Source organism: Vibrio sp. 10N.222.55.C7, assembly GCF_041473335.1.
Classification (GTDB): Bacteria; Pseudomonadota; Gammaproteobacteria; order Enterobacterales; family Vibrionaceae; genus Vibrio; species Vibrio crassostreae_C.
Genome location: NZ_JBFRSC010000015.1, coordinates 98,428 through 120,133 on the forward strand (window position 1 = coordinate 98,428; position 21,706 = coordinate 120,133).

At 44.5% G+C, this 21,706-nt stretch carries 14 protein-coding genes; 9 read left to right on the forward strand and 5 right to left on the reverse strand.

Annotated elements, in window-relative coordinates; all coding sequences use genetic code 11:
- Positions 1–296: 296 nt before the first annotated feature.
- Both AB4482_RS05080 and AB4482_RS05085 read left to right on the forward strand, forming a co-directional pair.
- Entirely contained in the window at positions 297–1,121 is an 825-nt protein-coding gene (locus AB4482_RS05080; protein ID WP_017063873.1) for a formate dehydrogenase accessory sulfurtransferase FdhD, read from the forward strand.
- Between the two features lie 280 nt (positions 1,122–1,401).
- Positions 1,402–3,291, forward strand: coding sequence for a methyl-accepting chemotaxis protein (locus AB4482_RS05085; RefSeq protein ID WP_372180613.1), 1,890 nt, complete (start codon positions 1,402–1,404; stop codon positions 3,289–3,291).
- A 140-nt stretch (positions 3,292–3,431) separates the two neighbouring features.
- Here the strand turns inward: AB4482_RS05085 and AB4482_RS05090 are convergent, their stop codons facing one another.
- Positions 3,432–5,015 (reverse strand): ABC-F family ATPase, encoded by a 1,584-nt coding sequence (locus AB4482_RS05090; protein WP_009846736.1) that lies wholly within the window; start codon positions 5,013–5,015, stop codon positions 3,432–3,434.
- Between the two features lie 462 nt (positions 5,016–5,477).
- On the opposite strand from AB4482_RS05090, the gene AB4482_RS05095 reads away from it, so the two are divergent.
- Both AB4482_RS05095 and AB4482_RS05100 read left to right on the forward strand, forming a co-directional pair.
- The gene (locus AB4482_RS05095; RefSeq protein ID WP_372180614.1) at positions 5,478–7,823 is read left to right on the forward strand and encodes an ATP-binding protein; all 2,346 of its coding nucleotides are present in this window, start codon (positions 5,478–5,480) and stop codon (positions 7,821–7,823) included.
- 1 nt (position 7,824) lies between these two features.
- Positions 7,825–8,712 carry a mechanosensitive ion channel family protein gene (locus AB4482_RS05100; RefSeq protein ID WP_048612067.1) on the forward strand — a complete coding sequence of 296 codons (888 nt, stop codon included), beginning with the start codon at positions 7,825–7,827 and terminating at the stop codon, positions 8,710–8,712.
- Positions 8,713–8,842: 130 nt separating this feature from the next.
- Here the strand turns inward: AB4482_RS05100 and AB4482_RS05105 are convergent, their stop codons facing one another.
- The 3 genes from AB4482_RS05105 to AB4482_RS05115 all read right to left on the reverse strand — a co-directional run bounded on the left by AB4482_RS05105 (position 8,843) and on the right by AB4482_RS05115 (position 14,216).
- Positions 8,843–10,462: a methyl-accepting chemotaxis protein gene (locus tag AB4482_RS05105; protein ID WP_372132207.1), complete on the reverse strand. Its 1,620-nt coding sequence runs from the start codon at positions 10,460–10,462 to the stop codon at positions 8,843–8,845.
- A 273-nt stretch (positions 10,463–10,735) separates the two neighbouring features.
- A complete protein-coding gene (locus tag AB4482_RS05110) occupies positions 10,736–12,763 on the reverse strand; it encodes a cache domain-containing protein (protein ID WP_017059613.1) in 2,028 nt (675 codons plus the stop codon).
- Positions 12,753–14,216 (reverse strand): sigma-54-dependent transcriptional regulator, encoded by a 1,464-nt coding sequence (locus AB4482_RS05115; RefSeq protein ID WP_372074969.1) that lies wholly within the window; start codon positions 14,214–14,216, stop codon positions 12,753–12,755. Before AB4482_RS05115 ends, AB4482_RS05110 begins: the two co-directional genes overlap by 11 nt.
- A 302-nt stretch (positions 14,217–14,518) precedes the next feature.
- Here AB4482_RS05115 and AB4482_RS05120 point away from each other — a divergent pair, with 302 nt between their 5' ends.
- From AB4482_RS05120 to AB4482_RS05140, 5 genes are all read left to right on the forward strand, one after another.
- Positions 14,519–15,325, forward strand: coding sequence for a substrate-binding domain-containing protein (locus tag AB4482_RS05120; protein WP_017071481.1), 807 nt, complete (start codon positions 14,519–14,521; stop codon positions 15,323–15,325).
- A 190-nt stretch (positions 15,326–15,515) separates the two neighbouring features.
- Positions 15,516–16,214: an ABC transporter permease gene (locus tag AB4482_RS05125; RefSeq protein ID WP_009846742.1), complete on the forward strand. Its 699-nt coding sequence runs from the start codon at positions 15,516–15,518 to the stop codon at positions 16,212–16,214.
- Positions 16,215–16,224: 10 nt separating this feature from the next.
- Positions 16,225–16,944 (forward strand): energy-coupling factor ABC transporter ATP-binding protein, encoded by a 720-nt coding sequence (locus AB4482_RS05130; protein WP_017059609.1) that lies wholly within the window; start codon positions 16,225–16,227, stop codon positions 16,942–16,944.
- On the forward strand, positions 16,922–17,506 hold the full coding sequence (gene mobA, locus AB4482_RS05135; RefSeq protein ID WP_050634342.1) for a molybdenum cofactor guanylyltransferase MobA: 585 nt from the start codon (positions 16,922–16,924) through the stop codon (positions 17,504–17,506). The genes AB4482_RS05130 and mobA overlap by 23 nt, the downstream gene beginning before the upstream one ends.
- Complete coding sequence (locus tag AB4482_RS05140; protein ID WP_017071478.1) at positions 17,506–19,323, forward strand: bifunctional molybdopterin-guanine dinucleotide biosynthesis adaptor protein MobB/molybdopterin molybdotransferase MoeA; 1,818 nt, start codon at positions 17,506–17,508, stop codon at positions 19,321–19,323. Before mobA ends, AB4482_RS05140 begins: the two co-directional genes overlap by 1 nt.
- Positions 19,324–19,443: 120 nt before the next feature.
- On the opposite strand, the gene AB4482_RS05145 is transcribed toward AB4482_RS05140, so the two are convergent.
- On the reverse strand, positions 19,444–21,639 hold the full coding sequence (locus AB4482_RS05145; protein WP_372106282.1) for a diguanylate cyclase: 2,196 nt from the start codon (positions 21,637–21,639) through the stop codon (positions 19,444–19,446).
- Positions 21,640–21,706 lie beyond the last annotated feature (67 nt).

Consider the following 21,706-nt stretch of genomic DNA (forward strand, 5'->3'; position numbering starts at 1 on the left):
TTAACTGCGAGAGCGTATCTATAGCGTTCGTTATCAAGTTGTCACTATAACGTTAGTCGATACTGGTTATTTCAGACAACTCCACCCGGTGAACTCTCATATTTTGCGCTATTTTAATCTAATGCTTCATGTTTCCATCAATCCCCGTTATTTTGGAATGAGAATTGCTAAATGCTTGAGTTAAAGCTAAGACTGACTAAGTGACAGAGAACGCATGTATTCTAAAGAGTCGTATGATGACTCTTGCCTAACTTCTTATCCCTTATAATCGCTATCTCATTAAGTAGGACGTGACTGTGGTAAAACCAAACATAATAAAAACCAGTGAAAACCCACTTCAGACCATCGAAGTTGAAGTGTTTGATGAATATGGCGAAAAGCTAACGAAACAAATTGCGTGCGAGCGCCCTCTTACCGTTATGTTGAACTGGAAAGAGATCGTAACTCTAATGACATTGGGTTCACGCCCGGAAGCATTAGTCTTGGGTTATTTGAAAAACCAAAGCTTCCTTTCTGATCCAGAAGCCGTTGAATCAATCATCATCGACTGGGAAACCAGCTCAGCAGCGGTTATCACCAAAGAAGATACGAGCCAACTTGAGCAAGCGCTTAAGAAGAAGACAGTTACCTCTGGCTGTGGCCAAGGTACCATGTATGGCAACGTGATGAAGCAATTGGAAGATTACCAAGTGCCTCAAACCAAGATTAAGCAATCTGAAATCTATACGGCTCTAGAAGCGCTGACTCATTATAACGACACCTACAAGAAAGCGGGTGCGGTTCATGGCTGTGCTGTTTGCAAAGACGACAAGGTTCTATCGTTTGTTGAAGATGTTGGCCGACACAATGCCGTTGATACATTGGCTGGTGAGATGTGGCTTAACAAAGAGACAGGTGAAGATAAGATCTTCTACACCACAGGCCGTTTAACGTCTGAGATGGTGATTAAGGTTGCGCAGATGGGAATCCCTGTTCTACTGTCACGCTCTGGCGTTACACAAATGGGCTTAGATTTAGCGCAGAAGTTCGGCATAACAACGATTGCTCGTGCTAAAGGCTTGCGCTTCCAAGTCTTTACAGGTGCAGACAAGATAGATTTTGACGTCAAAGGCGAGCAGTAAACGTAAAGTTAACTCGTGCTTAGTTAATTTGTTAAATGGGTGCAGTATCAGCTGCACCTTTTTTATATCCTTAAGTTTCCATTCCAATTCGTCCCCGATACAGGTTTCACGCTTCAGACCATCTAAACCTACACGTATCATGTCTTAAATTAGCTTTTCCTAAAGCAAATCTTGATTTAACACTCCAATAAGCTATTAGTTACATATTCATCAATTTAATGAATCTATTAATAAAAGTTAAAGATGAATATCAACGTCACCGGCTTAAAGGGAATTAACCATGAGTAATCAATCGGAACCTCAGCGTAGACCGCTGTCTCTTTCTATTCGCAGTAAGTTTATTTTAATCAACCTCACCCTGTTTATTTCTGTTTTTATCTATGCCATCTACGAGCAGTTCAGCTTAGACAAATTGGAATCATTGGAGATCGCTGCAACCGAAAACCTCAGAAGCTCAGTCGATTTATTAACGCTTAGGCGACATGAGAAAGACTTCTTGTCTCGCCACGATCAAAAATACGCAGAGCGTTTCGATAAAACCGCCGCCACATTGAATCAAAGATTGGTAACGTTGAACCAAACCCTAACCTCGCACGAACTTCACCTGACCGATCAAATGACCAAGATCTCCGATACTCTTCATCAGTACCAGAAACAGTTCCACCAGATCGTCAATCAAGTGAACGACATTGAACGTACAACCCCACCTTTGGGTTTTGTAGCAGCTCTTGATGGAAAAAGAACAGCGCTAAAATCAGCAATCGAATCAGAATCAAGTTTGGCACTGGAACTTGCGTTGTTAGAACTGATCGAAAAAGACTTCCATTACCTCGCACATATTAATAGCCAAACGAATGCGGCGTTAACCACTGCTCTTGTTGAGTTTGAACCCTACTCCCAAACCTCGATTGCGACTGAACAAGCCTATTCCGAATATAAGGCTGCGGTTGAAACTCTGTTGGTTGCTAACAGCAATCTAGGTTTGTCTGCAGAGTTGGGGCTTAGAGGCGCCTTACGTAGCAATGTCCATAAAACGGAACAAGCCATTGAAGAAGTGCAGAATGAGATAAGCCAAGCGATTACAGCGGCAGTTAGAAACACACAAAACATGTTACATCTGTTTGGTGCCGCTATCGTCGCTCTACTTTCTCTGTTATTGGTGTTCATCGGTCGCAACATCCTGGGTCGTATCAAAGCGATAAACGTGATGATGGAGTCTATTGCAAATGGAGATGGAGACTTAACCGTCAGAATGAACGCCAAAGGTAACGACGAGCTCGCTCAACTTGCCCACTCGTTCGATACCTTCATCGATAAACTGCACGGTAACATCAAAGAGCTATCCGGCGTGATGACGGTGCTGACAGACAGTTCATGCAGCTCTGAAGAAGCGGCAGTCAAAAGCATGAGCAATGCAGAGAAACAAAAGCAGCAATCTGAATCGGTAGCGACGGCAGTTAACGAGTTAGTGATGACGAGTAATGAGGTGACGGCGAACATCGAAAATGCCGCAACCAATGCCGAGAAGATCAAAGAAAATGCCCATCAAGCGCTGCAAAAGACACAATCAACAAACGACAGTATTAATGTCTTGGTAGAAAACATTGCAGAGTCTCAGGATCTCATCGTTCAGCTCGAAGAACAGAGTCGTGAAATCAATCAGGTGGTGACGACTATTCAAGGTATTGCTGAGCAAACTAACCTATTGGCGCTTAATGCTGCGATTGAAGCAGCGCGTGCTGGCGATCATGGACGAGGTTTCGCTGTGGTTGCCTCGGAAGTGCGAGAGCTTTCGTTAATGACTAACGATTCAACCCATCAAATAGAATCAACGATTCATGGTTTAACCACTGGGATAGACAAGACTGTCGCTAAGATGACAGAGAGCTTAGAACAAACTGAGCTGGTGAAAAGCCAAACCAAAGACGTGGTGAATGCGATAGAAGGAATACACTTCCAAGTTGGCGAGATGTTCGACTTAAACAGTCAGATCTCAACAGCGTCCGAAGAGCAATCGATGGTTTCCGTTGAGATTGACCGAAACATTACAGATATCGCTCACCTTGCCAGTGATACTTATACCGTGGTTTCTGGATCAGTGCGTTGCAGTGAACAAGTCTCGAGTGTGAGTGTGAAGCTAGAGAAGATTGTGGCGCAATTTAAGTACTAGTGATTAGTGATTAACGCAAGCTAGTTGATTTATGCGGTATGGAAAAACAAAAGGCCTCTATCTGATTGCTAAGATAGAGGCCTTTCTAATTCTGAATACGTACTAACGTGTTATTACGTATTAGCTCTTGCTATACGGTATTAGCCGCGTGCTTTCAAGAACTCAGCGTAAGTACCGCGGAAATCGTTGATCTTGCCATCTTTGATTTCAAGGATACGAGTTGCAAGCGAGTCTACGAATACACGGTCGTGAGATACGAAGAACAATGTGCCTTTGTAGTTCTCAAGAGCCAAGTTAAGCGCTTCGATAGATTCCATATCCATGTGGTTTGTTGGCTCATCCATTAGCAGGATGTTTGGTTTATGCATCATGATCTTACCAAGAAGCATACGACCTTGCTCACCACCAGAGATAACCTTTACAGATTTCTTAATGTCGTCTTGACCAAATAGCATACGACCTAGGAAGCCACGAACAACTTGCTCGTCTTCGCCTTCTTGGCGCCATTGGCTCATCCAATCAAACAAGTTCATGTCTGTCTCGAAATCGTGTGCGTGATCTTGAGCGTAGTAACCGATGTTTGAGTTTTCAGACCACTTGTACTCACCTGTGCGAGGCTCAAGAGCGCCAGCTAGTGTGTTAAGTAGTGTTGTTTTACCCACACCGTTCTCACCGATGATAGCAACACGCTCACCTACTTCGAAAATACCGTCGAACTTGTTGTATAGGTCTTCTTCAAAACCTTGAGATAGGTTTTCAACCACAAGTGCGTTACGGAATAGCTCTTTAGACTGTTCGAAACGGATGAATGGGTTTTGACGGCTAGACGCTTTAACTTCGTCTAGTTGGATCTTATCGATCTGCTTAGCACGTGACGTTGCTTGCTTCGCTTTAGATGCGTTAGCAGAGAAACGAGATACGAACGTTTGAAGTTCAGCAATTTGTGCTTTCTTCTTAGCGTTGTCAGACAGTAGACGCTCACGAGCTTGAGTCGCAGCCGTCATGTACTCATCGTAGTTACCTGGGAATAGACGAAGTTCGCCGTAATCAAGGTCAGCCATGTGTGTACAAACAGAGTTTAGGAAGTGACGGTCGTGCGAAATGATGATCATTGTGCAGTTACGTTGGTTTAGCGTGTCTTCCAACCACTTGATGGTGTCCATGTCCAGGTTGTTCGTTGGTTCGTCAAGAAGCATGATATGCGGGTCTGCAAACAGTACTTGAGACAATAGAACACGAAGTTTCCAACCCGGTGCTACTTCGCTCATCAGACCGAAGTGCATTGATTCTTCAATACCTACCGCTAGAAGAAGCTCACCAGCTTTAGCTTCTGCCATGTAACCGTCCATTTCAGCGAACTGAACTTCAAGGTCAGCCACTTTCATGCCGTCTTCTTCGCTCATTTCTGGCAAAGAGTAAATGCGGTCACGCTCTTGCTTAATAGCCCAAAGCTCTTTGTGACCCATGATAACCGTGTCGATTACCGTGAATTCTTCGTAAGCAAACTGGTCTTGGTTTAGCTTAGCAACGCGCTCGTTTGGATCGTAGCTTACGTTACCAGCACTTGGCTCAAGTTCACCAGATAGGATCTTCATGAACGTCGATTTACCACAGCCATTCGCGCCGATTAAACCGTAGCGGTTGCCTTCGCCGAACTTAACTGAAATATTTTCGAAAAGTGGCTTAGCGCCGAATTGTTGGGTGATATTTGCTGTGGAGATCAATGCCATTACCTTTTTAATGTGAAAAACGCCGCAACGTTACTTGTTCAGGGCTTTAACTGCAAGTATTGATTGCAATTACTGGCCATTAAGTGAGTGATAACCTAGCCAAATCATAGTTTGAACTGACTCACATTTTTGGTTTTCTATTTATCGCCGTAAAACCGTCGATTTTAAGGAAAAACAAAATATCGAACAGCGCACCATAATGGGCGGTATATAACGTCCCAAATCATGCCAACCATTGAATATATCGTATGCTGATTGGTCACAGTAAAAGCCAACCCGATCAACGCAACAGAAGACATAATAAAGATGCTCAAATACTAGCCTAATCCCTGACAATTTCATGACAAAATCGCTCGAAACAGGAATAAAGTACTCGCCCCCGACACGGGGTTGGATTTCACAAAGTCAGATTATCTAACTATAGTAATCCTAACCTCATAATTCTAAGAGACTTTTATGCGTTCACTATCGCGCTTCTTAATCCTCACTTTGGCCATTCTCTCTTGGCCTAGTCATGCCAACTTGGAATATGACTTACAATCTCAGCCGCAGGTATCCGATTCTGCTGTTGATCTCGATGATCGAATTGATTCGTTACCCGACCCCCTCTTTATGGAACCGTCGGACAGACGCCAAGTCAATATATTGCTCGCTGAAGTGCTACAAGTTCAAAAGCAGGAAATCAAAACCTTCGAGCAACAGATAAAAGCCTACAGAGCGAACAACGACGCCGATCAATGGTTTGCCGTTCAAACCAGTTACGTCACTTTGAATAGCTTGAATGTGAGCAAGCAACACCTGTTAGAGCAGACGAATTCCGCTAATAAAGAGCGCCTAACGGGTTTTGGCCCCTACGGCGTAACTCAATTTAAGCAAGAGTGGGAATTAACCAAGCTCAACATTGAGTATCTTGTTTACTTCCAAATTCGTAGCTTTAAAGCGCTCGTTAAAGACATCTTTATTTCGCCAGTGCCTGTGATTGGTGCATCGTTAAAAGTGTTGTTTATCTATTTTGGTTTAGCGTGGTGGCTTGCCAATAGCACTCGTTTGATTGAGTTGTTCAGAATTAATTTTCTTGAAGCGAAAACGAACCCTCCATTTTTAGTACGTGTGATCTGGTACATCAGCCGCGCTGATCGTGCGATTGCTTGGTTAATTGCGATTACGCTTTCTCTAAGAGTGCTCTCCAGCATCCCTAGCCTGCAACACCTGATTTTCCTTGAGATCTTCACTTGGTGGATTCTAGGTGGTTCGATTGCTATCAGCTTTATTTTGGAATTTGCGTATCGTTTGGGCCGCACATCCAATCAAGAAGTGATTGCGCTGCGCCTATCGACCATTCGCCGTTATGTTTGGAGCTTCATTGTTGCGGGTGTGACTTTGCAAATATCGAGTATCACGCTAGGCAAAGGCACTATCTATAGCTGGATCTACAGCGCCCTATTTTTCTGGTTTGTACTGGTTACCATTTCAGTGCTTAGATTATGGCGTGCGAAAGTCTTCGATACGCTGCAACACATCTCTGATCGTCCGGTATGGGTGAACTGGGCAGTAAACCGCAAGGATACCTTCTTACTTAATATATTGGCGACGGCCATTGGCATCGTATGGTTGAGTGTTTACAACTTCCAACACCGCATCATGGCCTTACTGTCTAATTACACACTGTTTAGCCAAGCTTTGGCGTACCTGTTTAGAATTGAAGTGGCTAAGCAGTCTGACCTTGACAAGAATCAGCAAAACTTGGTTCGAATCAAAGGCGATCAAACCTATGAATACATCCTACCGGGTAATATCGACAGCACGCTGATTGATTACGCCGGTGATGAGGTTAAGCAACTGTCTCGCTACTTGATGTCAGACAGCCCTGCTATCTGTATTGTTTCAGGTGAACGTGGTGTGGGCGCAACAACGCTGCTTTATACCCTGCTGCACAAAGTCTCTAACGCTGAGCCTGTCTACGTAAGTTGCCCTTACGCGGGTTACCAAGAGCTGTTAGCACATCTAGCGGTGAGCATCGGTTTGGAAGAAAAAGCGACTGAGATTCAGATCTTGGCGCATCTTCGTAAAAGCAAGACCACGTACCTGATTGCGATCGACAATGCACAACGTCTAGTTAAGCCAATGGTTGGCGGCTTGTCTGATTTGATCCGTTTAACCAACCTATTGCGCCGTTCTAAAAAGAACCACCGTATCGTGATTTCGATTGCTAAATCGAGCTGGCGATTTGTCGATCGTGCGCGTGGTGAACGTCTGCTGTTTGATTTGGTGTGTTTTCTACCACGTTGGACTGAGAAACAAGTCGGTGAGCTTTTAAACAGCCGTATCAATACGGAGCTTGAGAAGCCGTTATCGTTTGATGGTTTAGTGGTGCCTAAACAGTGGGACCAAGATGACATGAGCGAGGAAGATCGCGCCCGCCAAGGTTTCTACCGAATCTTGTGGCATTACTCTGATGGTAACCCTACCGTTGCTCTTCGCTTCTTCCGACTCTCTTTGAATCGAAACAAAGATACCGATCAAGCAGTGGTGCGCTTGTTCCATGTTCCTGAAGCACAGGAGCTGGAAAACATGCCAAAACCTATGTTGGCTGTGCTTCGTTCTATCGTGCAATTGGAAATCGCTTCTCCGGAAGTATTGTCTGATTGTACGCAGCTAAGTACGGCTGAGATAACCGGTATTCTGCGTTACTTTGAAAGCCGTGGTTATATTGGTTGGCATGAAGAAAAGGCTCGAATTTCCGAGCACTGGTTCCGCCACATTACTAACGTTCTCGACCGTCAACATCTACTGGTGAAGTAAAATGAAGAAGTTATTTATCCTACTATTTGTTGGCTTGGCAAGTGCTGTCAGTTTCCCGACCTTTGCGACGGAAGAGTTAGCCAATGTAGAAAACATCTCAAAGATAGCTAGCCTAGTGCGATGGAGCGGCGTGTTCTTCTCCATGATCGTTATTGCTGCGATGTGGTTACTGCTCAAGTTCATCAACTCAATGGTGACCAGTTTTGGTAGCCAATTCGTGCAATACCGAATGCTGCTACAGAAACTGCAGTCGTTTACTCAGTTCTTTATCTATGTGAGCACAGGTCTTATCGTGTTCATGATGAGCTTTAGAATCAACGACCAAATACTGGCTTTGATTGGTGGTACCCTCGCCGTGTCAGTCGGCTTTGCGCTTAAAGATTTGGCAGCTTCATTCATCGCGGGCATCACGGTAATGATTGATAGGCCCTTTCAAGTTGGTGACCGCGTCACGTTCGAAGGCAACTACGGTGATATCATTACCATTGGTTTGCGTTCAGTGCGAATGAGAACCCTGAACGATGACATCATTACCATTCCGAACAACAAGTTCTTAAATGAAGTGACCACCAGTGGTAACTACGGTGCGTTGGACATGCAGGTGGTGATTCCGTTTTACGTTGGTATGGATGAAGACATCACCCTAGCCCGCGATCTGATTCAAGAAGCGGCGTCTTCAAGTCGTTATATCCACTTGCCGAAACCTGTAACGGTTTTGGTTAAACAGACGATTACCGATAACTACCTAGCAATACAGCTAACTTGTAAGGCTTACGTTGTGGATACTGCGTATGAGAAGCTGTTTGAAACCGACATTACTTTGCGTGTGATGAAAGAGTTTAAGAAGCACAACATCAACCCACCGAAAATTTCAGTAGCGGCGCATTAGGCTTGATGCTTTAGACGTTTGTTGCTTATAGCAAATGACTAGCCATAAATAAAAACACCTCCGAACTTATCGCAAGTGCGGAGGTGTTTTTTATGAGCTTTTTATCTTTAAGCTAATAGTCCTATTGATGCTAAACCTTAAAGTATTTCAATTGCTCAGTAAGGTGTTCTGTAGTGTTCGCCATTTTCTGACTGTCTTCTGCGAGCGATTGTGAGGCTTGGAGTACCTCATTTGCAGCGAGATGAATCCCAGTAACACTTTCACTCATTTCAGTGGCTACCGTGCTTTGCTGCTCCGAGGCTGCGGCAATTTGTGCCACCATGTCATTGGCGTTATGCAGTTCATTCACAATCACATCGAGTTGTTGACGAGTTTCGTTAGACGCGACAACACTGTGATCAACCTTCTCGTTACTGCTTTGCATTGCCTTAAAGGTCCGTTCTGCTTGTTGAGTCAGTTTCTCAATCGTGGATTGCACTTCGTTAGTTGAATTTTGAGTGCGGCTAGCAAGATTTCGAACTTCATCAGCAACCACTGCGAATCCTCTGCCTTGCTCTCCTGCACGTGCCGCTTCTATTGCTGCGTTGAGCGCTAACAAGTTCGTTTGTTCTGATACATCACGAATCACACCAACGACTTGGCTTATTTCGGTGACGCCTGATTGAAGATCTCTGACTAAGTTGTTCGCGGTCGAAATGTTCTCTGAAACCTGAGATATAGTCTCAGACGTTACCTGCATGTTTTGGTCGTTCTGGTTTGCGTGGTCAACAACCTTATTGGTGCTCGCTGCGGTATTCTCGGCATTCACAGCGACATCGGAAATGGTTGCACTCATCTCTGTCATTGCAGTCGATAGTAATTCAAGCTGTGCATGTTGTGAGTTAACACTGGTTGCTGCTTCTTCACTGGCTTGAGCAATGTGGCTCGCCATGTTGCTGGACAAATCCGCCGATTCATTGGCTGTGCGAAGCGTGCTTTGCAGTTTGTCGAGCATGGTATCAATTTGCTGACTCATATCGCCCAGTTCATCTTTGCGTGTCATGTTCATGCGTACACGAAGATCGCCATCAGCAATTTTGTGGGTGTTGTCGATAAGCTTGTTAAGTGGCACTAGGATATTATTTGAAATTGCGTAACCCATCGCAAACAACAAGCCTGACAATACGACCGCAACCAATCCCTCTTTGAGCGCCAATGCATAGAACGCCTCTTGGATGTCCGCAACTAGGATGCCCGAGCCAACAATCCAATTCCACTCTGGGAACAGTTGTACGTAGGAGATCTTGTCTTTGAGTTCACCTTGCGGGCTCATCCATTGGTAATCAAGAAAGCCTTTCTCTTCTGGAGTACGAGAAATGGTGACCATCTCACGCCAGTGGTGTTTCCCCGCACCATCTTTAAAGTTACCCGCGTTCTTGCCATTGAGTTCAGGCTTTAATGGATGGATAACAACGTTGAGTTGCTGGTTTAAGATCCAGAAGTAATTGGTGGTGTCATAACGAAGGGTTTCGATCGCTTGAAGTGCTTGTTTCTTTGCGACCTCTTCACCGAGCACATTACGTTGGTTGTAATAGTAGCTCGCTAAGCTGACTGCAGTTTCGACTTGAGCACTGAGCTTATCTTGGCGCTCTTGCATGGAACTCGCACGCTGCTGCATTAGATTAAAAGTGGACGCCATTACCAATAGAACAACCGATAAAATGACGATGGAGACGAGTTTTGATTTGATAGATAAGTTACTTAATTTCATAGCTGGCTGACTTTATTATTTGTTTTGATTATGGATTTTCGGCCAAGGTATCAAAATTTCGTACAGTTCAGATGATATGCATCAAGATCAAAAGATATACACTGTGTTACATAACCAAAAAGAGGTGCTCGTCAAACCGGCAGAGGTTGAGATTTGGTTTGAGATAGATTAATAGTGCGGAATTTTCGTGCTTGGGCTAAAACGTTCGTGCAATAGCCCAGGCGCGTTAGAAATATTATCAGATGATGATATCAGTGAATTGGTTCTTAGAACTTATAGGTTTGATACTAGCAATTGAGGCGTCGCTTTCTGTTGAAGATAGATACTAAAGCAACTTCCCTTACCTACCTCCGATTCAACTCGGATCTCGCCGCCAGTTTGGCTCAAGATACTCTGAGACACTGACAACCCTAAGCCTGTGCCATCACGTTTGGTGGTATAGAAAGGCGAGAAAATACGTTTCAGTTGTTCTTCCTTAATACCGCAGCCTTCATCTTGAACATGAACGATAGCGCCGTGAGACACGCCATTTTCAACCCAGTCTTCACTCGAAATGGTTAACGTGCCCTGACCGTCCATTGCATGAATCGCGTTCATTTGTAGGTTAACCAGAATCTGTAGCAATTGGTTTCGATTGACCTCGACTGAGGTTTTAGCGTTCAGCTGCGATACGTACACAATGCCTTTCTTCTTCGCACCTGTTTTTACGAGCGTAATACTTTCATCCACTATTGGGTTGATATGTTGCCACGTAATTTCGTCTTGTACGCCGCCGTGACGGCTGTATTGAAGCAGGCTTCGTGTGATATTTCGAATTCGGTCAATCTGCTCCATGATCGCGTGGACTTCCTCATCTACACGGCTCACTTCATCGCCCAGTTCAAACTTCATCAGTTCAACGTTGCCAAGAATCACGGCGGTTGGGTTATTGATCTCATGAGCAATACCTGCCGTTAATTCACCTAACGCGGCCAGTTTTTCATTGACCACCAGCTTATCTCTGGCTTGATTGAGAAGCTTGATGTGCAGTTCAAGTTCTTCAGTTTTCTCTTTCAAACTCGCGGTACGAGAATGCACTTTGCACTCTAGTTCAGACGCCGCTTGTTGAATCTCTTGATTACGCTCGTGCAGTAGATCCAACATCTTATCGAACTGTTTAGCGAGCAGTGTCAGTTCGTGTTGATCATCCAAACCTAGCGTACCAATTCGCTTGTCTTGCCCCATCTGTACTAGCTTCACCACTTTATGAATGCGTTCGATTGGGTTGAAAAGATCACGTGCGCCACGGTGAACGATCAAACCGGATGCCAACAGAAGCAACACAATGGTAATGCTAATTTCGCCAAGGTTGGTTAAGTACGTTTCTATCAGCGGCCAAATCAAATAACCGGTGTAAAGCATACCAATCACATTATTAAACTGGTCATGGATTGGTTGGTAAGCTGTGATGTACCAAGCATCGTAAACATACGCTCGATCTAGCCACTCTTTACCTTCATTCAAGACTTTCGAGTGAACCTCGTGAGAAACACGTGTACCAATGGCGCGCCCTACACTGTCTTCACTGCTCAAAGGCACGTTGGTGCTAACACGAAGATCATCAAGGAAAACCGTGACCGTTCCTATATGACGATTAAAACCTTCTCGTTGTGGATAGATAAGGTTACTGATTTGGTCAACAAGTTGAGTACTGTTATTCAGTAAGATCCCACCATCCAGAAAACCAATCACATGATCATGTTCATCTTTGATGGATACAACGGTTCGGCTTACCAATCCGCGAGTCTCGACCTCTTGCCCGTTGAGCATCGGAACTTCCGCTTTTTTAGCGAGGTCACGATCGAGATAATTGAGTTCATTACGGCTTAAGACACTGAAAAATGAAGGCTTGTGAGTTAAGTTTAGATATTCGAGTTTCTTTTCCATGCTCTCGACACTGCGCCAGCGCAGAAAATCGAGCTCATAGCGAGATTTGTTCTCAGACACCCAGCGAGTTAGCTCTTCGTGTGAAAGATCACTCGCGAGTTTGGTTCGAAAGTTATAAGACTCGGCGAACGCACGAACGTTGTATGCTTGCTGATTTTGGATCAGGTGAATACTGTTATCGGCAACATCCAAACGCTCATCGACATCAATCAGAGCGCCCTGCCACGTGTAATGTATTGACCAATACAGTGTGATAGCCACAAGCGCGCACAAGGTCAGAATGATCGGAGCAGATGTAAGGAATAATAATCGGTAGCGAACCATGGTTTTGAATCGGAACGCCCACTTTGACCACCAACGACGTCTAATCGGCATATTCAGAGCCTTCTGTGTTCCAATCTTTGTACTTACGCTCTAGCGTTTTACGTGCGACGCCAAGATCTCTTGCAGCTGCCGATTTATTGCCATCATGAAAACTAACCAGCTGTTCTATATGAGATTTTTCTACTTCTTTGAGTGTCCAAGTGTTTGGATAACCCTCGGCAGCGTCTGCATTATTCAAGTTTGGCATTTCCGCACCATGTGACACCGTCACTGAAATGCTAGCGGGAACAGGATCACCATTAATCTCGCGCCAATAGTGTGCTGGTGGCTTGTCTAAAAGAATGCATCGTTCGACTAAGTTTTTAAGTTCACGAATATTTCCCGGCCATTCGTATTCGTTCAACGCCAAGATATCTTCATGTGCCCAATTTGGAACTGGCATGCCAAGCTCGCTCGATAAAAGACGAGTAAAGTATGGAACAAGTTCAATCAGGTCTGACGGGCGTTCTCTCAATGGCACAACATCAATCTTAAGTACATTTAGTCGGTAGAACAGATCGCGACGGAAGTGGCCTTTATCGACCTCTTCTTGAAGGTTTCGGTTTGTTGCTGCGACCACACGTACGTCAACGGCAATTTCTTTCTCGCTACCGACAGGACGAATCGTACGTTGCTCTAACACACGTAACAGCGCAGCTTGCATTGGCAGTGGCATTTCACCGATCTCATCAAGGAACAAGGTGCCACCGCTTGCGACTCTGAATAGACCTTCACGGTTTTTCTTCGCACCAGTAAAGGCACCAGACGTGTGGCCAAACAATTCGCTTTCTAAAAGCTCAGGCGCAATTGCACCACAGTTAATTGGCACGAATGGCCCTGTTCGTTTGCTAGCTTCATGTACACCACGAGCTACTAACTCTTTACCCGTACCCGACTCACCTTCTATAAGAACTGATGCTCTTGACGGTGCAAATTGACTGATCAGTAATTTAAGCTGTTTAGTCTTGTCTGAATTGCCGATCAATTCGGTCTTGATATGACGGCTAACATCGCGCTTCAACGCGTACTGCATTCTTTGGTCAAGTCGCTTGTCCATACAACGCAGAACCGCTTGTATCATTTGTTCGAGGTTGAACGGCTTAAGAATAAAATCTGAAGCACCAAGCTTAAGCGCAGATATCGTCATTTCTAAATCAGCATAACCTGTCATCAAAATCACATCGGCACGTTTGTCGTTGTCGTTAAACGCCTCTTCCCACTCAATACCAGACCGACCTGGCAGGTTGATATCAAGAACAATCAGATCAAAATGCTCGCTCGAGCGCAGTATTTCGGCTTCTTCAACCGACCCCGCACTCGATACCTTGCCAAAGAACTTACCCAGTGCTTTCTTTAAGATAGCCTGCATACCCAATTCATCATCGACGACCAAAACGGAAAAGGCCTGATACTGAGTCAATGTGTTCGGGTTGAGATTGGATGCAGATGAACTAGGTAAAGACATAATGATTAGCCGGTGAGAAAAGTTGGGACAGAGTGTACCAATTAACCTTTTCTCCAACAGGGACAATGTGCGACATTTTGTCCTCGCTCATGTTTTGATTCATTTTAACGGGGTAAATGACGCAATTTTGTCCGAAATAACAGCAATTTAATGAAATCTGATGCATTATTTATTGGCATTAAGATTGCTTATAAGGTGTAGATTTCTAATTACAACAATTAGCGTCTTATGCACATGCCCTCTTTGAGCCCTTTAAAACTGAAGGCATGTCATTCATTTATAACAGAATGGACATAATAATAATGAAAGCAATTCCCCTAACTATTGCAGCTCTATCTATCGTCAGTTACACGGCTAGCAGCGCGGAAGACACCACTCATATTAAGTTGGCGACAACCACAAGTACTTATCACTCTGGTCTACTGGACTACTTATTGCCTGAGTTCGAAAAAGATTCTGGTATCAAGGTTGATGTTCTAGCTGCGGGTACCGGTAAATCACTTCGCATGGGCGAAAATGGTGATGTTGATTTGGTAATGACTCACGCACCAAAAGCTGAAGCGAATTTCGTAGAAAAAGGCTACGGCGTTTTACCTCGTAAGCTGATGTACAACGACTTTGTGATTGTGGGCCCTCAAAGTGACCCTGCAAAAATTGAATCTCAAAAAGCAGTGGCAGATGTGTTCAAAGCGATCGCGACTAATAACGTGACGTTTGTGTCTCGTGGCGACGACTCTGGTACTCATAAGAAAGAGATGGGTATTTGGGCGCAAACTAAAATGGAACCAAACTTTGGTGGTTACCGCAGTGTTGGTCAAGGTATGGGCCCTACTCTGAACATGGCGTCAGAGATGCAAGGCTACACCATGACAGACCGTGGTACTTGGTTGGCTTACCAAAATAAACTGGATCTAAAAATCCTTTTCCAAGGTGACAAGAACCTCTTCAACCCTTACCAAGTGATTCTGGTTAACCCTGAGCGCTACCCAAGCATTAACTACCAAGCAGCGAAAGTATTCAGTGATTGGTTGGTTAACCCTAAAGGTCAGAAACTGATTAACGACTTTAAACTGCATGGCAAACAACTGTTTGTTGCAAGCGCAGAATAGTTTGTAGTAAGTAAAGCGTAGCGTTGAAGATGTCGTCAAAACCAACAAACACTACACTTAACTAAATTCAGTTAATGAGCACGCTTAAAAACAATAGCTGGCCAATACAGGCTCAAATATATTGTGTCAGCTATGATTAACATCAGTCATTACCGATAAAAACCTATTATCGATTCACACGAGATACTTCATGACCCTATGGCAAACAACGATTGATGCAATGAATCTACTGGTGAGTTTTGACCACGAATTGTGGCAGATCGTCGCGGTATCCTTCAGTGTGTCTTTGTCCGCCATCTCATTAGTGATTGTTCCTGCAATCCTTATGGCTTTCTTATTGGCTTATACCGAGTTCCCCGGAAAGTGGGCTCTGCTTTCGGTGATCAATACCCTGCAAGCGATCCCTACTGTGGTTATTGGTTTGTTGATGTACATGATGCTTTCTCGCTCTGGCCCGCTAGGTGATTGGCAATTGCTGTTTACCCAGAAGGCGATGATTTTAGGTCAGATGCTGATCTGTTTCCCTATCCTAGTCGCGATGATGCACGGTGCTCTGCAGGCCAGTGATCGCCGAGCAGTAGAAACAGCGCGTACGCTTGGTGTATCAACGACACGTGTGGCGTGTACCTTGATTTGGGAAACACGTTTTCCTCTATTGGCCGCAACCATTGCAGCCTTCTCTCGTATCGTTACTGAAGTCGGTTGTTCAATGATGGTCGGTGGCAACATTATGGGGATGACAAGAAACATCCCAACAGCTATCGCTATGGAAAGCCACAAAGGCGCATTCGCTCAAGGTGTTGCCCTCGGTATGGTGTTATTAGCATTGGCATTGGCCCTCAACTTTTTCCTTTCCAGTGTGAGAGGAAAAGGCTATTTAAGAACTTAGGAACGCTGTCATGAGTATAAAAATAACAACGCAGCAAATTTCAATGCGCTACAAAGAGCGTGTTTTGTTCCATATTCCCGAATTGTCGATCGGCCCCAACGATGCCATTTATCTCAAAGGAGATAATGGTGTGGGTAAAACGACCCTACTTAAAATATTGTCTGGATTGATTCAGCCAAGCTCTGGCCGCATTCAGTCTCCAACACAAAGCTGGCAGCAGATCTTATTCCCTAGGCTCAAGTTCAAAGACATTATCTACCTGCATCAAACCCCCTATCTTTTTGATGGTTCGGTGTACCAAAATGTCGCTTATGGCATTCGCTTTAACAAAGAGAGCCAAAAAGATAAGCGAGCTCAAATAATTAATGCGCTGAGAATGGTAGGTTTAGAAACCTTGGCAGATGAACACATTTCTGTGTTGTCTGGGGGTGAGCGTCAACGCGTTGCAATGGCACGAGCCTGGATTCTTAAGCCGTCAATCTTGCTTATGGATGAACCAAGTGCTTCTTTAGACAAAGAATCTATTGAAAGATTGGTGATTATGGCCGAAGATCTTCTTCAGAGAGGCGCGAGTTTAGTCATCACCAGTCACCAAACTAACGCGTTAACCGATTTATGTAAGAAGCAGTGGTGGATCAAAGACAATACTTTGACCGAATCCCCGCTTCTGCAAGTTATTCAGAAAGATAAAGCACAAGAGAATATTTATGTTGCTTCCAACGCAAACTAGTTGGGTTATTTTGGCTGGCGGACAGGCCAGCCGTATGGGCGGAAAAGATAAAGGACTCGTTGAGCTCAACGGTTCTCCGCTTATTCAATACGTTATAAACAAGCTGTCACAACAAGATGTCAGCATCACTATCAATGCCAATCGTAACTTAGACAGTTATAAAGCATTTGCTCCGGTTGTTTCCGATTCTTTCCCTGACTACCCGGGTCCGTTGGGTGGCATTCATGCTGGCCTTAAAAACGCGAACACCGACTGGGTTGGCTTTGTCCCGTGCGACAGCCCACAAATCAGTGACGACCTTGTTGAGCGTTTTTGTTCTGCAGTTAAAGAAGACAGCGACATTCTTGTCGCGCATGATGGCGAATTTAAGCAACCTGTATTCACCCTATTCCACAAGCGTGTTCTACCAAAGTTAGAAGCGTTTTTGGAACGTGGTGATCGTAAAATCATCTTGCTATACAAAGAGTGTGTTACCGAATACGTTGATTTCAGCGATTCTCCTAACTGCTTTGTTAATCTCAACACGCCAGAAGAACTCACCCAATTCGGAACGCTTCAATAATGAAAGATTCTAAACAACGCCCTAACCTTCCTTTATTGGGCTTTGCTGCTTATAGCGGTACAGGCAAAACGACCGTACTTGAAGCCCTGCTTCCTCTTTTGACTGATGCGGGTTTAAAAGTTGGCGTGTTAAAACATGCTCACCACGATTTTGATGTCGATAAGCCGGGTAAAGACAGTTACCGCTTACGCAAAGCGGGCGCGAACCAAATGTTGATTGCTTCTCGTAATCGTCACGTGATGATGACAGAAACACCAGAAGCCGAAGCAGATTTTTATTACCTGCTGACTCGATTTGATACCAACACGCTTGATCTGATTTTGGTTGAAGGCTGTAAGAACATCGCCTTCCCTAAAATTGAACTGCACCGAGATGAAGTGGGCAAACCTTGGTTATATCCAAACGATAACAACATTATTGCTATCGCGGCAGACAGCCAAGTTGAATCAGAGCTGCCACAAATGGCGATCAGCGACTTAGAAGCGATTCGTGATTTCATCATCGATTACGCGCAGTCCTTTGACCTTGTCTCTACAACAGGCAGAGCCGTGTCATGCTCACCTTCAAAAGACGCAGCGCCAGCTGTTTGTTGTGATTCGTTCTCTCCTGCAGGTTTAACCGTTACTCAAGGCCAACAAAAGATTGTTGATAGCATTGACGCACTCGATCTCACAGAGAGTGTTGAATTACTGCAAGGCTACGGCCGCGTGCTGGCTGAAGATGTGATTTCGCCAATCAACGTTCCTCAGAATACCAACTCTGCAATGGACGGTTATGCAATTCGTAGTGAAGATCTAGAATTGGACAGTTACAACATCGTTGCTGAAGTCATGGCGGGTCACAGCTACGAGCAAATCGTGCAACAAGGTGAAGCCGTTAAAATCATGACCGGCGCACCAATGCCAGAAGGCGTTGATGTTGTCGTGATGCGTGAACAAGCCGTCCAAGATGGCGATAAAGTTAGCTTCCCTGATGCTAAAATCTCGGTTGGACAAAATGTCCGTATGGCAGGTGAAGATTTAGAAATCGGCCAACCTGTCTTTACACGTGGCACACGCATTGAAGCGCCAGAAATGGGCATGATGGCGTCGTTAGGTTTTGGTACCTGCCCTGTTCTGCGTAAAGTGAAAGTGGGTGTGTTCTCTACGGGTGATGAAGTTCAAGCGCCGGGTCACGAGCAAAAACCAAACTCTATCTATGACTCAAATCGTTTTACTATTATCGGCATGCTTCAAAAGCTCGGCTGTGACATCGTCGATTACGGCATCATTGAAGATGATGAGCAGAAGATGATGGATGTGCTGCATTCTGCGTCGCTTGAAACCGATATGGTTTTGACTTCTGGTGGTGTGTCTGTTGGTGATGCGGATTACATCAAGCTTGCGTTAGATAAACTGGGTGAAATCAACTTCTGGCGTATCAACATGCGTCCAGGTCGCCCATTGGCTTACGGTAAGATTGAGAACAAGCCGTTCTTTGGTTTACCGGGTAACCCTGTTGCTGTGATGGTGTCGTTCATTAACTTTGTTGAGCCTGCGATCCGCAAGCTTCAAGGTCAAACGAACTGGACACCAGTAAAAGCAAATGCTGTAGCAACTGAACAACTGCGCTCACGCCAAGGCCGTACTGAATTTAGCCGTGGTGTGTTCTCGATGAATGAATCTGGCGTGCTTGAAGTGAAAACAACGGGCAAGCAAGGTTCAGGTATTCTGCGTTCAATGAGTGAAGCGAACTGCTTAATCGAAATCTCTCCAGCAGTTGATACTGTGAAAGTTGGCGAGACAGTGACGATCATTCCTCTGCAAGGTCGTGTTTGATTTAGCACGACCTCGATTTACCATAGCTTCTCAATATACAAAAGAAGCCCGCTTATATTCGATATAAGCGGGCTTCTTTTTTGTTCGTACAGAGAAAGCTAGAGTGATATGCCGATTAGTTTAAACGACCGTGGGCTTATCTAACGGACAATTGGATAAGTCGCAGTTATTCAGATAGCAGTCGATAAGATTATAATTGTTACGACCACCTTCTTTCACTCGATACAGTTGCTTGTCTGCGATGTCACAAATCATCTTGAAGTTGCTATCCACGTTGTCGCTAACAAGCTCAACGTTTACCCCGCCGATTGATAAGGTAAGTTGCTTGGCTCTGATCGCTTTAGGACTGACTAACGCCAACTCATACAATGCATTTCTAAGAGTAACGACTTTCTTTTCGATATCTTCGCTACTTTGACCAAAGCAGATTGCCATAAACTCGTCCCCGCCATATCGGAACAAGTAATCGTTCTTGGCCGAGAATGTACTTCTCAGCAAACGACTAAGAATACGAAGCGCTTCATCACCTTGTAAGTGACCATGAAAATCGTTGTAGGCTTTGTACTCATCAATATCAATCATCAATACTGCAAGTGACCGTTTTTGCGTATAAGCATTACGAATCAACACAGGTGTAATTTTGTCGAGTTGATAGCGATTCGATAAACCCGTTAATGGGTCTGTCGTGCTCAATACCTCAAGCGTTTGATTGGCACTCTCTAAGCGCTGTCTTTGCTTTTGATTCTCAAGCGAGACAGCAATGAAACTCGCCAAATGCTCGATTAACTGACAATGGTGTTGTTGGTATTGGTTGGGTAAATGATGCTGTATGGACAACAGCCCTATCACTCTTTCGTTGAGAATGATCGGCGTCAGAATGATGGAGTTGGTGTCTGGTTTGTCTTTAACCACCACTAAGTCGTCATCTTTACGTGAGGCCTTGTCAACATAAGGCTCTAGCGCATCATCGGTGACGCTGTTCAAATGCACTGTTGCTCGTTTACGAATTACATAAGTACCGACGGTTTGGTTATCTTGGCAAGTGACTTTGAGGTTTTGTACCAAGCCTTGAGTATCGACAAAGTATTGGTAGTCGAGTATGTCGGACTCGTCGTCATACAGCGCAATACCAAATTCGAACGTCGGCAGAATCGTGTTTATCTTACTGAGGATTTCAGGAAGCACGCTATACAGATCAGGAGCGGTAGCAATGAACTGACCGATATCGGTAATCGCGCCCATGTACTTTTGCATTTGGGTAAACACTTCGTGCTGTTGTTTGTCTCTTAGAGTGTCCACGCTTTGTAGAATACGGTTGCTTTGTTTGCGTTCGTAAGCCTTGAGGTATTTTTCCGAAAGCTCGATATGTTCCGTTTGCAGTGATGCAAGGCCATTACAATCTTGTTGAAGGTGAAAGATTTTCGCCTTGGTCTTCGCGTAAATACTATAGAAGTGGTAACTGTTTTTGAGCTCAAAGTTCTGCTCAAGGAAAAGACATCTTTCTTGGGCTTGTTCAAGCTCCCCTATTTCCACCAAATATTGAAACCAACACACCAAGTTTTCCATTCGATTATGGTCGTCGTTGATTTTCAGGAAATATTGTTCCGCTTGATAAAACACATCAAGCACGTCACTTGGAGCAAAACAGCCCTGTTGAACCCTACCTTGCTGAACCATAGTTTGAGCTAGGTATCCGTGACACAGTGCGAACGTTCTATTACTTGAGAGTGACTCGGCTATCTTCTTCGCTTCAGCGATTGCTCGAATCGCTTGGTCAAATTCTCCGGTATACGCACAACCATAAGCGAGGTTAAGATGGCTCACTGCACAATCTAGCTGGCGGTTAGCATTCTGAGATGACGTTACCGCTTTACGTGCATACTGTTTTGCTTCTTCGAACTTTCCTAAGCTCAAATGCATGTCACTCAGGTTGCAATAGATGAGCGCTCGAATATTGTCATCAACAAGATGTAAGTTCTCTAACGTCTTTGCATAACACGCATAAGCCGATTGGTATTCACCACAATCGTTATAAACCGACGCCAATAGACCGTTGACGAAAACAGTGAGTTGAACTTCTTCTGGTTGGGTTGCATTTAAGCAGGTTTTATAATGTTCGACAGCATCAAGTAGATTGTCTTGGCGATCACTTTTGTACGCCTTCAGAAAAAGCGCAATAGACTCTGGGAACGGTTGATTATGGTCACGGCATATCTTTCTTACTCGCGCATCAACTTCTTCTAATCCTTTGATTCCAGGATAGTTTTGAATTCGAGTGATGATTCCCATAATCTGAGGGTAAAGCGTGTTGATCATAAATTAGATTTAAGCCGATCAAACATATAAATTGTGATTAGTGTACCATAAAATATTTTTGCGACTT

Bases quoted from the DNA above. Each gene is read 5' to 3' on its own strand.
- mobA (WP_050634342.1), top strand. From the start codon at position 16,922: ATGTTGCTTCCAACGCAAACTAGTTGGGTTATTTTGGCTGGCGGACAG.
- AB4482_RS05140 (WP_017071478.1), top strand. From the start codon at position 17,506: ATGAAAGATTCTAAACAACGCCCTAACCTTCCTTTATTGGGCTTTGCT.
- AB4482_RS05105 (WP_372132207.1), bottom strand. From the start codon at position 10,462: ATGAAATTAAGTAACTTATCTATCAAATCAAAACTCGTCTCCATCGTC.
- AB4482_RS05085 (WP_372180613.1), top strand. From the start codon at position 1,402: ATGAGTAATCAATCGGAACCTCAGCGTAGACCGCTGTCTCTTTCTATT.
- AB4482_RS05115 (WP_372074969.1), bottom strand. From the start codon at position 14,216: ATGTCTTTACCTAGTTCATCTGCATCCAATCTCAACCCGAACACATTG.
- AB4482_RS05125 (WP_009846742.1), top strand. From the start codon at position 15,516: ATGACCCTATGGCAAACAACGATTGATGCAATGAATCTACTGGTGAGT.
- AB4482_RS05095 (WP_372180614.1), top strand. From the start codon at position 5,478: ATGCGTTCACTATCGCGCTTCTTAATCCTCACTTTGGCCATTCTCTCT.
- AB4482_RS05110 (WP_017059613.1), bottom strand. From the start codon at position 12,763: ATGCCGATTAGACGTCGTTGGTGGTCAAAGTGGGCGTTCCGATTCAAA.
- AB4482_RS05100 (WP_048612067.1), top strand. From the start codon at position 7,825: ATGAAGAAGTTATTTATCCTACTATTTGTTGGCTTGGCAAGTGCTGTC.
- AB4482_RS05130 (WP_017059609.1), top strand. From the start codon at position 16,225: ATGAGTATAAAAATAACAACGCAGCAAATTTCAATGCGCTACAAAGAG.
- AB4482_RS05120 (WP_017071481.1), top strand. From the start codon at position 14,519: ATGAAAGCAATTCCCCTAACTATTGCAGCTCTATCTATCGTCAGTTAC.
- AB4482_RS05145 (WP_372106282.1), bottom strand. From the start codon at position 21,639: ATGATCAACACGCTTTACCCTCAGATTATGGGAATCATCACTCGAATT.